This window comes from Agrobacterium sp. 22-209-1 (assembly GCF_053522485.1).
In genome coordinates, this window is the sequence record NZ_JBNWCH010000011.1 from 35,103 (window position 1) to 47,268 (window position 12,166).

At 60.1% G+C, this 12,166-nt stretch carries 12 protein-coding genes; 1 reads left to right on the forward strand and 11 read right to left on the reverse strand.

What is annotated here, in order from left to right; genetic code table 11:
- Positions 1–39: 39 nt before the first annotated feature.
- From ACQZ48_RS20110 to ACQZ48_RS20125, 4 genes are all read right to left on the reverse strand, one after another.
- Positions 40–654 carry a TetR/AcrR family transcriptional regulator gene (locus ACQZ48_RS20110; RefSeq protein WP_174166529.1) on the reverse strand — a complete coding sequence of 205 codons (615 nt, stop codon included), beginning with the start codon at positions 652–654 and terminating at the stop codon, positions 40–42.
- A 210-nt stretch (positions 655–864) separates the two neighbouring features.
- Positions 865–3,123 (reverse strand): beta-glucosidase, encoded by a 2,259-nt coding sequence (locus ACQZ48_RS20115; RefSeq protein ID WP_448729275.1) that lies wholly within the window; start codon positions 3,121–3,123, stop codon positions 865–867.
- Complete coding sequence (locus ACQZ48_RS20120) at positions 3,120–4,421, reverse strand: MFS transporter (protein WP_448729276.1); 1,302 nt, start codon at positions 4,419–4,421, stop codon at positions 3,120–3,122. The genes ACQZ48_RS20115 and ACQZ48_RS20120 overlap by 4 nt, the downstream gene beginning before the upstream one ends.
- A 99-nt stretch (positions 4,422–4,520) precedes the next feature.
- Positions 4,521–4,922 (reverse strand): helix-turn-helix domain-containing protein, encoded by a 402-nt coding sequence (locus ACQZ48_RS20125; protein ID WP_448729277.1) that lies wholly within the window; start codon positions 4,920–4,922, stop codon positions 4,521–4,523.
- A gap of 422 nt (positions 4,923–5,344) precedes the next feature.
- Here ACQZ48_RS20125 and ACQZ48_RS20130 point away from each other — a divergent pair, with 422 nt between their 5' ends.
- Positions 5,345–5,680, forward strand: a complete 336-nt coding sequence (locus ACQZ48_RS20130) for a DUF983 domain-containing protein (protein WP_448729278.1) — start codon at positions 5,345–5,347, stop codon at positions 5,678–5,680.
- Positions 5,681–6,158: 478 nt separating this feature from the next.
- On the opposite strand, the gene ACQZ48_RS20135 is transcribed toward ACQZ48_RS20130, so the two are convergent.
- From ACQZ48_RS20135 to ACQZ48_RS20165, 7 genes are read right to left on the reverse strand one after another with little or no spacing between them, the layout of a single operon-like run.
- Positions 6,159–6,992 (reverse strand): Pnap_2097 family protein, encoded by an 834-nt coding sequence (locus ACQZ48_RS20135; RefSeq protein ID WP_448729279.1) that lies wholly within the window; start codon positions 6,990–6,992, stop codon positions 6,159–6,161.
- A complete protein-coding gene (locus tag ACQZ48_RS20140) occupies positions 6,989–8,245 on the reverse strand; it encodes an MSMEG_0569 family flavin-dependent oxidoreductase (RefSeq protein WP_448729280.1) in 1,257 nt (418 codons plus the stop codon). The genes ACQZ48_RS20135 and ACQZ48_RS20140 overlap by 4 nt, the downstream gene beginning before the upstream one ends.
- A gap of 10 nt (positions 8,246–8,255) precedes the next feature.
- Complete coding sequence (locus tag ACQZ48_RS20145; protein WP_448729281.1) at positions 8,256–8,534, reverse strand: MSMEG_0570 family nitrogen starvation response protein; 279 nt, start codon at positions 8,532–8,534, stop codon at positions 8,256–8,258.
- Positions 8,527–9,498: a sll0787 family AIR synthase-like protein gene (locus tag ACQZ48_RS20150; protein ID WP_448729282.1), complete on the reverse strand. Its 972-nt coding sequence runs from the start codon at positions 9,496–9,498 to the stop codon at positions 8,527–8,529. The genes ACQZ48_RS20145 and ACQZ48_RS20150 overlap by 8 nt, the downstream gene beginning before the upstream one ends.
- Positions 9,495–10,037: an MSMEG_0567/Sll0786 family nitrogen starvation N-acetyltransferase gene (locus ACQZ48_RS20155; protein WP_448729283.1), complete on the reverse strand. Its 543-nt coding sequence runs from the start codon at positions 10,035–10,037 to the stop codon at positions 9,495–9,497. Before ACQZ48_RS20155 ends, ACQZ48_RS20150 begins: the two co-directional genes overlap by 4 nt.
- Positions 10,034–11,155, reverse strand: a complete 1,122-nt coding sequence (locus ACQZ48_RS20160) for an MSMEG_0568 family radical SAM protein (protein WP_448729284.1) — start codon at positions 11,153–11,155, stop codon at positions 10,034–10,036. The genes ACQZ48_RS20155 and ACQZ48_RS20160 overlap by 4 nt, the downstream gene beginning before the upstream one ends.
- On the reverse strand, positions 11,148–12,146 hold the full coding sequence (locus tag ACQZ48_RS20165) for a Nit6803 family nitrilase (RefSeq protein WP_448729285.1): 999 nt from the start codon (positions 12,144–12,146) through the stop codon (positions 11,148–11,150). Before ACQZ48_RS20165 ends, ACQZ48_RS20160 begins: the two co-directional genes overlap by 8 nt.
- Between the last annotated feature and the right edge of the window lie 20 nt (positions 12,147–12,166).

Consider the following 12,166-nt stretch of genomic DNA (forward strand, 5'->3'; position numbering starts at 1 on the left):
CCGTTTTGGTTAGAACGTTCGACACGTGCCATCAACGCATCAGGCTTGCTCAAGCGAATTCAATCCATCGCGAACCATCGCCGCGACGCGCTCAAGGCCTCCGAGGAAATCGACCTGCGGATTGCGCAGCCATTGCATCTGCAAGCCATCGGAGGCCGCAAATAGCGTGGAAACCAATAGCGAAATTTCAGCGCGTCCAGCCTCGCCACGAACACCTTTGGCCTGTGCAATAGCATCAGTAAAGCCTTCGCGCGCGACATCATAACGGTTGACGAAAAACCCGTGAGCCGGGTGTTCCGGCGTCAGAGATTCTCCTGTCATCACCGAAAAGAAGCGAACGAGTTCGGGGTCTCTGATGTTGCGGCGGGCGGCTGCCATAAGTTCATCAACGAATTCGGTTTTTCCCGCAGCCACCGACATCATATCAGGCCTTGATACCGATGAGGGATAGTGCAACTTCAAGGCTTCTTCGAGCACCATCTCCTTGGCACCAAAATGATGATGCAGGGCTGACTGCACGACCCCGGCCCGTTTAGCTATCTGGCTGATCGAGGTAGCACGATATCCCTTCTCGCCGAAGAGTTCGACCGCGGACTTGAGAATTGCAAGTCTTGTTCTCTCTCCCTTTTCCGCATGTTTCTGCGCGCGCGGCATGGAAATCCTTACATCTTACAATACTCGGCACTCGTGTAACTCAAAGGTGATCGGTTCGCAACCAACCGGCCGAATTCAGTCGCCCCGTGGCGTGGGAAGCTCGCGCATCAGTGCCAACATTGAAATCGACGTGAGGGAAAGTATGCTGTGCCGGTTCGGCCGGCGGGGTGCCATGTTTCCAAATGTTTGCATGGCGCCCCGCGCAGTGTGTCAGGCGGCAAGCGCTTTGACTTCTTCCAAAGTGACTGGGACGCCTGGAAATTCGACAATGGTTGCGAGCGGTACCGACCGAACGGCGTCGCGACCGCCGCCCTCGTCCTCGAGAAGATCTGCCATGCGCCCCTTGAGACCGCCACGCTCTTCGATAATGCTAAACAGCCGCGGCCCAAGCTCCATATGATCCATCCATTCACCGAATGTCGACCACTCATCGATCTTCACGACGATATCGTTTCCCGGAACAGTGGCAATCGTTTCGAGCGGCAAGTCGCGGGATGAGCCGCCAGAGCTTACGATAAGTTCACCACCCGGATAGGCCCAGTCCGCAGTGGGAACATGCCAATGCTGAAGGCGCTCACGGGGGATAGAAATCTCCACATTCATCTCTTCGCCGGGTGCGAGGCCGATTTTCTTCCATCCTCCCAGTTCCCGCCGAGGTGTCGATAGGAAGCCGGACTTATCCTCAATGTAGAGCTGTACAACCTCCCGCCCGAAACGCTTTCCTGTGTTGCGAATGCGGACCTTTGCGTCGAAGGCGATGGTGTCGGTGAGAGGACGGACCGCAACCTCCAACCCGCAATACTCGTATGTCGTGTAAGACAGTCCGTGACCGAACGGATAGTCCACTTCGATGTCTCGCGCATCATAGTAACGGTAACCGACAAAGATACCTTCGCCATAGTCCACATTCTGATTTTCACCTGGGAAGTTCAGGAACGCCGGCGTGTCCTCCAAACGACGCGGAATGGTCTCGGCAAGCTTCCCGCTCGGATTGACCTCGCCCAAAAGAACGTCGGCAACGGCGTCGCCATGTGCTTGGCCAGTGAGCCAGAACTCGACGATCGCATGGGCCGAATCGCGCCAGGTATGGCTCGTAACTGCGGAGCCGTTGCTCAACGCCACGATGATCTTCGCGCCCGTTTCCCCAAGGGCCTTCACAAGCGCTATCTGGTTGTCGGGCAGCTCGATCGTCGTTCTGTCCCGCCCCTCTGCCTCGTATTCCCCGGGTAGCCCGAGAAAGAGGATAACGGTGTCGGAACGTCCGGCCAACTCCACCGCTTCCGTCAACAGCGACGGCAGATATTGCGAGCTCGAAAGAGCATAACCACCGGAAAACTCAATGTGGGCGCCCATCTCGTCGGCCTTTGTCGACAATGCGTCCCAACCGCTGACCACCCGGGTCGCGTTCACGCGTGAACTGCCAGCGCCCTGATATCGAGGACTGCGCGCCAGTTCTCCTATGACCGCAATCTTCCGACCGGGTTCGAAGCTGAGTGGCAGCACCGCGTCGTTTTTGAGAAGAACCGCGGATTCCGCCGCCGCCTTCCTGACCAAGAGATGATGTGCATCGTAATCGATTGGCGACGCGGGTGCCGGCCCCGCCGTGCGCTCGCACAGCAACCGCATCCTGGAGACCGTATTTTCCAGCACATTGGCACCTATCTGCCCGTCGCGCCAGGCTTCATGGACCCGCTTATCCTCCGGTCGTCCGGGCATTCGAAGATCCAGCCCGGCTTTGAGGGCTTCCACCGGATCCCGGACAGCCCCCCAATCGGAAACGACAATCCCGTCAAAGGCCCATTCCTGGCGAAGAACCTCTGTGAGAAGCCAGTGACTTTGAGACGCGAACTCCCCGTTGATGCGATTGTAGGAGGACATCACCGACCATGCCGCAGACTCGCGAAGGGCTATCTGGAAAGCGCGCAGGTAAATTTCCCTGAGCGTTCTCTCATCAACGTTTGCGCTGACCCGAAGGCGATCAGTCTCTTGGTTGTTGACTGCAAAATGTTTCAGGCAGGCCGCGACTCCCTCGGTCTGAAGTCCGCGCGCAGCCGCTCCGGCCAGCATGCCGGTGAGCAGCGGATCTTCGGAGTAATACTCGAAATTGCGGCCGCAAAGCGGGCTTCTCTTGATATTGAGACCGGGGCCCAACACAACGTTGACACCGGCCGCCCGCGCTTCCTTGCCTAGAGCTTGCCCGACCGCCTCCACGAGTTCTGGATCCCATGACGACGCAAGCGTCACCGCAGGCGGAAAGCACGTCGCGGAAGCACTGCGCTCTAGCCCGAGATGGTCGGGGTTTTCGTCGTCCTGAACACGCAGTCCGTGGGGACCATCCGCCAGCCGTAGCGACCGAATTCCGTGCGCCGGCGCGGCTGCCGTCGTCCAATAATCCGCCCCGGTCGAAAGAGACAGCGCTTCGGCACTCGATGTGTCTGGCCAAGTTTCGTCGTTGGCGAGTCCTGTCATTTGGTACCTTTTATGAACTGGATGAAAATGGCGCTGATCAAAGCAAATGCTGCAGCGAACAGGTATAGCGACGTATAGTTCGGCGTTCCGCCGTCCGCGTCAATCATTAGCAGGACCGGCGCGATAACCGGCGCCAGCGTCTGAGGGATCGTGCTCGACAGGTTAAAAACGCCCATGCTTTTGGCGGCCGCGTTCTCGCGGTCTGGAATGACTTCCGACACAAGTGCGTAGTCAACTCCGAAATAGAGGCCGTTTCCAAGCCCGGCGATCGCCATACCAACAAGGAACATCTCAACACTATGGGAGAATGCGATGATCAGCATCGACGCCACGAAGAAAAGGGATGCAAGGACGACAAGCGGCTTGCGCTTCCCGAGGTAATCGGACAGCCAACCGCCGCCGATGCTGGATATCGCGACAGTGATGGCCAACACAAACATCGCGGTCGTCAAAATTGGCGCAACCGTGCTGGTCGTGTATCCAAGCCGATCCATCAGAAAGTACGTCTTGTAGGTCGTCAGCAGGTATAGCGCTGTCCATGCGAGAAAACGGCCGGCCCAAACGAGACCGAAGTCTCGGTGCTGGAACGGATTGATCCATAGAGCTCCAATCACGCTAGCCAAATTGACGTTGGGAACTTCACCGGGCTTGCGCGGCACCTCACGCAACGTCAATAAGAACGGCAGGATGAGCGCGCATCCGAGAACGGCTGGCCAGACAAACATTCCCGCGCCTTGCGTCCCGACGAGCTGGATGAGGAAAACACCGCTGACCACCGCGAGCTGCCCCGTCATGCCCATAAAGCCGGACACACGTCCGCGTAAGGACGCGGGCACGCGTTCGGGCAACACAGCGATGATGGCGGCAATTGCCGCGTTGAAGGCGACCTGCGCGACTGCCCAGCCCAAGGCAACGAGAGGGATAGTCGGTGCGAGCCCGATGGCAAAAATGGCCAACACGCCGATCGCAAATCCGAAGAAGATAAACGGGCGCCGCTGCCCCCAGCGTGACGTCGAACGGTCGCTTAGCATTCCGAAGATCGGGTTCGAGAAAAGCGCGGCCGCGGCACCTATACTCGCGACTAGGGCAAGCGAACCTGCCTTCCCGGCAGGATCAATCTGACCAACCCTGATCGCAAGGGTCACCGAGGCCGGCGTGATCAAGGCAATATAAATCCCAACCAGAGCTGCGATGTAGCGCGCAACGAACAACAGGCCGACTTTTTGCCCGGTCAACCGGATATTCCGCTCGGGCGCGGATTCTTCATGCGCTTCAGTCTGATTGAATGTCTGGTCCATAATTTCCTCCTCCGAACCTCGGCGGAAATAGCGCACAAAATAACAGATCGGTCAACCGACCTAGTTATTAAACCTTGGGCGAACTTGATTGTTTTGGTGTTAAGACACACAGGAATAGACATTGAAGCCCCAAGACAGAGCGATCTCGGTTATGGACTTGCGGCCACTCGGACCTGCAAGCAATTCACGCCGTACGCCACGAAGCCGCGCGTTCATTATGACCTCGCCCGGCGAAGTTCCGCTTTCCGCGCAAAGTCTCCTGAGGGATCGGTCGGACATCTTCGCATGCCTGGCGAACTGCAGCGCACCGAATTCCGGATCCCTGATTTCATTCGAGATCCCGCTACGAAGCTTCTCGAACAGCCAACGACGCGGTGCAAGACCGGCTGCTTGCGACAGGATGCCATTGATCACGAGATCGCCCGCGCTTGCACTTATTGCCTGAAGATGGTGACGCTCGCATTCGGGAGCGCGTTGGGCAATATTCTTCAAAAAATCCAACGCCACGCCCGTTGGACCGTAGCTGGTTTGGAAGGCAAGAGCATTGAGCGATTATGCCCCAGGATGCAGAGCAAGCAAGAAATGGGCCAAGTGATTGTGCCTTTGGTTTCACGCGGAGCTCAACCGGTTAGTGCTTAAATTTCCATTAAGAACTGAGCCATGGGAACCTTCTCCTTGACGCGCTGAGTGACGGGCAACGGAGTGATCTACATCGGACTTTTAAACATCATCCGTCGGATAGCGCTGCGCGAGAATCAGCCGATCCGCGAGATCAGCTGTCGCACTGGGCTGTCGGGGAACTACGTTGCTCGGACGGCCTTCGAAGCCTGGGGGGAAGTCGAAGGGTTACATGCTGCTGCATCCGATCGTGACGGTGAAGAGGCCGGAGACGAGAGACGGCAAGATCGCGGAACTGAAAGCCTGTGATTCACCACCTGATCTTCGGTCTCCTAGCTGGGCGTCAGCCTTCGCTTCATCCAGTTCCAGAGGTTTGCCTAACCGGTGTTGCGCTCGCCTGCCTGATCCAGGCTGGTTACTCGCCCTCCATCTGGGTGCACCTCTTCACTGCTCTCCCGCCCGTCCTCCTGATTTGTCTTCTACCCCTTCGGCCGTTGAAAGGCTGGCTTATGAACAGCCGGTTCTGCATGAAGGCGGAAGCGGAAGGTATCGATCGCGACCACGTTCGATTGAAGCGGCGCAATCACACACAGATGGCGATTGACATCGACACCTACGGTTCCAAACCAACTTCAAATTGAACAGGCACCGGATCTGGGAGCCGCAAGCCAGAATTGCGGTTACGGACACCATACAGCCGCCACCCTACGCAGTCCGTGTCGGCATCTGCTCGGTCTAAACAACCTGTTCTTAGCGGCTTAAGAAAGGAAGCTGCCGCCTGCGGTTACACGCCAGCGTCGCGAATGGACGATTTTTGGGTGCCTGAGATGAGATCATAACGCGGGTAGCTGATGAACGAGAGAGTATTATGATCGAGTGGACACCTATAGTCTTCGTTACGTTCAAGGTACTGGCGTTGAGCATTGGCATTTTCTTCGCGATCAAGTGGCACTACGATCAGGGGGGAAGGAGGAAAGGCGAGCTGTATTACGCACAGGAGGCATGATGGCTGCAGTCTTCATTCTAGCGCTCCTAGCCGTAGCGCTCGTCGCCTTCGCCCTTAGCAGGATGCTTGGTTTGGACTTGAGCTTCCCATGATGGCATCACGCTCCCAGCCGATTACCTCGTGCGGGCGGGTGGGGTCGACGCAAGCCGGATGCGCATGACGGTCAGGAGCCGGGCATCGTCGCCATGCATTGCTGCCTCGACGCCCCGAGCACTCCGACGAAGGCCGATGTGCACAGCTTCACCTGGTTCCACGTTGCCGAGATGCACTACGTGCCTAGCTGCGACCATGTCCGCACCCCTGAAGACCTCGAACATCGCGCGATCGCATAGCGCGCTGAAACTCGGAAAGTACATCAGCCCGGCCGCGTTGAAGTCCACCGCCGGGCATGGGAGCAGTTTCACTGCGTGGTCGCACGGCACATCGAGCAGCCGCTGCGAAGCCATACGCGCAATCCTCGCCGCCTCGCCAGAAACGCGGCTCACTATTTCTGAAGTCTCGGCCGGCATCGCCAGCACTCGAGGGGCCCGCCGAACGATCGACCGGTTGCTCGAAAGATCGGAGCGCCCCACGAATGTCGACACAAGAACAAGTCGACCTACGCACTGTCGGTTGACCGTGATCTGCACCAGAGACCCGAGACGGCCGGTTCCGACGCGGTGGAGCGAGCCATGCAGGGCGAGCTCTGCACCGAGGCGAGGGAGCTCCGGTTTGGAGAACTGCAGACTTGTAGCGCAAAAAGCCGCATAAAGAGGCTGGCCCGCCGGGCATGTGAATACCGCGCTCTTCTGACCCATCGCGGCGGCGATCAGGCGCCAATGGAGGTCGCCTGCCCGCCGCATCAACCACTGTTCCGAAAGCCCCTTGTATCCCATCTCCGCCATCCCGAGCGTGTGCGTCTCGGAAAGGCCGGGCTTGTTCATGGCGGAGACAGCGAGGGAGATCATGCCGCTAGCACGCTCTTCTGAAGAGCCACGATCTTTTCCGCGAGGTACCGACTATCTTCATCGATGCCAAGGAAGCGTCCTGACCCCCAGGTGTTCAACCAGCCGAGCCCGATGAAATAGCACCCAGGCACCTCGGTCACGCCGCGCCGGAAGCGCGGCTTGCCACGTTCGTCGAAACAGTCGATCTCGATCCAGGAATAGTCCGGTCTGAATCCGATGGCCCAGATGATGGAGGAGATGCCCATATCGACTAGATCGACTTCCGTGATCTCCTGATCCGGCCGCCAGACTTTCTCGAACGGCGGCTCTTCCGGCGCATCGATCCCCTGCCGCGCGATCCAGGCGTCTATCTGGGTGCGGATGCCGAGATAGCTGCGATCCGCATCGTCCAGGTTCTTCTCCAGGTCCGGCAGGAAGTTCATCGTCGTGCCACTGGCTCCAGCTACGGAACCGACCAGACCCACACCTTCCAGTGCGTATTTCCGCAGGTCGATCTCCTTGCCGCCGTCACGGCCCGACATGTAGTGGTTGGTCTGGGTGAGAGCCTTGATAGGATCGGGATGGCGATCGATGGTGACGGCGTAGGTGCCGGCGTCGTAGAGCCAGTCGGTCGCGTCGCGCCCGCGGTACCTGCGTGGGCTGCGGGGCGCAGGTCCGACAGCGAGATGCACCTGCCTGCCCTCCAGGTGGAAGTCGTCCATGATCTGGACGCCCGACTGCCCAGTGCCGATGACGAGCGTTCCGCCCTCCGGCATTTGCGAGGGCCGGCGGTACTCGCGGGAATGGATCTGCACGATGCGCGGATCTATGTCGGCCGCATAGGCGGGGACGATCGGAGCGTCATACCCCCCCGTCGCAATGACGACTTGGTCGCACGTCCACATACCCTGGTTCGTTTCTACCAGATATCCACCTTCGTCCCGGATAGATACGCGGGAAACGTCGACGCCCTCTCGAAGAGGTGGATCGAAGCTCTCGGCGAACCCATCGAGATAATCCACGATCTCGTCCTTGAGCATGAAGCCGTCTGGTTCCCGACCCGCATAGGGCCATCCCGGCAGACGGCACTGCCAGTTGGGCGTCACCAGGCAGAAGCTGTCCCACCGGTTGTTGCGCCAGCTCTCGAACCGACGATCACGCTCCAGGACGAGATGCTCGATGTTTTCGCGCTTGAGGTACCAACTGACGGAGAGGCCCGCCTGACCGCCTCCGATTATCAGCACCGGGACATGGAGTTTCTGGGCGTTGCTCATGATGTAACCCTCACGTCATCGACAAGCAGACGACCTGCCCGTCGGCTGGCTGGCTTGCAGCCGTGGTTTCGATACTTGCTAGCTGATCGAGTGCCGAAGAACATGCGAAGCCGTACTTCGCCACGACGCGCGCTGACGCCTCTGCAAGTCCGGCCCGTGCCCTTCCGAGGAAATCTGAGATCTCATAGGTCTGGCCGGCTTCAAGATGACGGTGGATCGCCGTGGACGGCGAGTGGCAGCTCTCCTCCTGCCCGTCCGGCCATCGGATGGTGAAACGAACTTCAGGCAAATTCCGCCTCCCTGTGAAGTGAAAGATAAGGTTTCTCCGCATAGTCCCAGAACAGGGCTGACGCCCTGTCCGAGACCAGGCTTATCTTGGACCCGTTGGTCGCCCGCCCAATGCCGACGGCGGCTATGTCGCGTTCGTCGAATCGGGCACATACCTCCTCGGCTAGCTCCGGTCGGACCGAGAGAAGGAAGCCGAAGCTTGGAAAACTGCGGAGCCATCGCGATAGTTCGGCTCCAGGTGGCAGGGGAATGGCCGAGAGATCGATATCGAACCCGCAACGTGAACTTTCAGCGAGCATCAGGGCGGTGCCCGCGATGCCGCCCTGGCTGATATCCTTGCCGGCGTCGACGAGACCCGCCTCTGCCATCGAGGGCAGTAGTTCATAGTCCTCGCGAAGACGTTCGTGAGGAGCGTCGAGCGCGGCGCACCAGTTGTCGAAGCGCGGCCGGTATGTGCCCCGGTGGTCGATGGCGGCTACCAGTACGTCTCCAGGTCGGGCGTCGAAGCTAGTTATGAGCCTGGACGCCCTACCCGTCACCGACACCGAAAGGCCGAGTTCGGGGCTGTGCAGGTTGGTGTGCCCTCCGACGATCGGCACGCCATAGGCGGACGCCGCGTCCTTGAGGCCGGCTAGAAGAGGGCCAGCCGCGTCTGCGTCCGGAGACCATACTGCGTCCAGCAACGCCGTCGCGCGCCCACCCATGGCGGCGATATCGGACAGGTTTACCATAACGCCGCACCAACCTGCGAACCATGGATCGTCCTGGACGAACTGCGGCATGAATCCTTCGCCAGCCAGCAGGTCCCAGCCGCCTTCGGGTCGCGCGATAGCAGCCGCGTCGTCTCCCGGCCGTCCTGCTCCTGCCGACGACATGGCCAGTGCGGTGGCGGCTACTCCAATGTCGAGCTTGCCTCGGATAGATGGATGAGCCCTCAGCTCTTCGGCGAGTTCCCGAGGGTTCATGCGCCTCTCCTTGCTCTGGCGGACCAGCCCGAGGCAGGATCGAAAATGGGTGGGTAATGCTCGAGCGAAGCCAGCATGTGCATGTGCGGCACGCCATGGATGTTCATCTCCTGCACCGGAAGCCAGTGCAGCCGTTTGAACAGGGGCACGTTCTGGATCTGGACATGTGCATGGAATTCACGGCATCCCCGACCGTTCGCCGTGCTGACGGCCAAACGGATGAGCTCGGCCCCGAGCCTGCCGACCTTCCTGTGCGAGGGCGCTACCGCAAGCCGCGACCCCTTCCAGACCCCCGGAGCGTCCTCATTTATCCGGACGGTGCCGACGACGTCGGCTGGCTCCGCTGCCAAGGTCGCGATTGCCACGAGCGGGATCGCCGTTTCGTCGATGTCGTCTGAGTCGTCGTTCTCGAAGATGCGCTGCTCTTCCACGAAGACCTGGCGGCGAAGCCGGGCCGCTCCCGCGACCTCCCATCGCGCGGTCGCGGCCCTTATGATGAATTCGGGGCTGATGAAGGAAGAATGGTCCATGACGCTCATGCCTTTATCCTCAGCTTCTCGTAGATCGACAGCGCCGAACAGGCTCCGCATTTTCCGCAGCCTGCCTTGATGTCGGTGGCCTTCAGACCACCGTCGACCACGAGCTTCGACACGGGTTCGAGAATGGCCGCCATGAACTCCGACGCCGGCGCCGGGTGACTTTCCAGCGGAGTTCCGGAGATCGGCACGAACGGCACCACGAAGGGATAGACGCCCATGGCGACGAGTCGGGCGGACATTTCGACGATAGCCTCCTTCGTGTCGCCGAGACCCGCGAGGATGTAGGTCGAGACCTGTCCTCTTCCGAAAACTTTGACTGCGGCCTCGAAGCTGGAAAAATACTTCTCCAGCGGGACGCTCGCCTTACCGGGCATGATCCTCTCGCGGACCTCCTGGGTCACCGCTTCCAGATGCATCCCGAGCGTGTCCGCACCGGCATCCTTCATGCGCTGGTGCCAGACGTCGTCCTCGGGGGGCTCGCACTGCACCTGGATCGGAAGATCGACGACCGCCTTCACCGCGCGGGCGCTCTCCGCGAGCACGGCCGCGCCTCGGTCCTTGCCGGCCGGCGTGCCGGTGGTCATTACCATGTGCTTCACGCCGTCCAGCTCGACTGCGGCCTTCGCGACTTCCGCAAGCTGCTGTGGCGTCTTGTGGGCGATGGTCCTGCCTGCGGCCAAGCTCTGGCCGATCGAACAGAACTGGCACGTCTTCTTTCGACTCTCGTAGCGGATGCATGTCTGGAGGATCGTAGTCGCCAGAACGTCGCGCGAATGCAGTACCGCGATCTTGTTGTAAGGAATGCCGTCCGCAGTTGTGAGGTCGTAGAACTTCGGCCTTCCCGGAAAGCGGACGCGGCCGATCTCCGCTCCCTCCTTCGTCACCCGCGCAAGTCCGTCGGCGGCCGGGGCCTCCACCACATACGGGCTCTCGAAGGCGGGAGCGGTGTGGACGGGCACCATCACCGTGCTGTCGCCGAAAGTGACTGCCTTGTGATCGGACGGCCCCGCACCGCCACGCCGGCTCTCGTGACCGGCGCGCGGGTCAACCAGCCGCATACCCCTCGTCTGCAGGTCGTTGATCAGGTCGGGATCGGTCTTTGCCGTCAGTTCAAGCATTTTGAAGCTCCTGCGCCGGATAGCTTTCTTCGCCTGCAACGACGATCGGGTCGAACGGGAATGGCTGCGTCAGTTCCACCGCCGCAGCCGGCTTCGTGTCATGGACGAGATGCAGAAGCTCCGGACGGGCATAATGTCCGACCGAGTCCATCATCCGCTTGCGCTTGACGATCAGTCGCATGTCGAGATCGGCGACAAGAATTCCCTCGCCCGAAGTCAGTGGAGGCACTGCGTGGCGTCCTTCGGGCGTTATGATGCAGGTCATGCACCCGTCCCGAAGCCCCTTCTGAAACTTCGGATCAGGATGGATGGAAGAGATCTGCTCCTCGCTCAACCATCCCGTCGCGTTCACGACGAAACACCCTGCTTCGAGCGCGTGGTGACGCATCGTCACCTCGATCTGTTCGCCGAAGATCGGGCCGACAAGCGAGCCAGGGAAATGTGACGCATGTATCTCCTCGTGCTGGGCCATCAACGCGTATCGTGCGAGAGGATTGTAGTGCTCCCAGCAGGCCAGGGCGCCCACACGGCCAACTGCGGTGTCCACCACCTTGAGCCCGGCCCCGTCCCCCTGCCCCCAGATCATCCGCTCATGATAGGTGGGCGTGATCTTGCGGCGCTTCAGTTTGAGGCTTCCATCAGCGTCGAAGACGAGCTGCGTGTTGTACAGCGACCCGTGGTCACGTTCATTCACTCCTAGAACGACGACCAAGCGACGCTTTCGCGCGGCGTCCGCGACGGCCTGCGTTTCGGCGGAGGGAACGACAACCGCCTCCTCGTAGAGGCGCAGGTGCTCGGGACCCTGCTGAATGGGCGGCAGGACGAAGCTGAAGTAGGGATACCAAGGCACGAACGTCTCCGGAAAGACGACCATTTCCGCTCCCTTGTCGGCCGCCTCCGCAATTGCGTTCAGCACCCGTTCCACCGTTCCCGCACGGGAAGAAAGGTCGGGCGCGATCTGCACCGCGGCAGCGCGTATGATTCTGCTCATGGCTGGCTCCTGCATGTTAC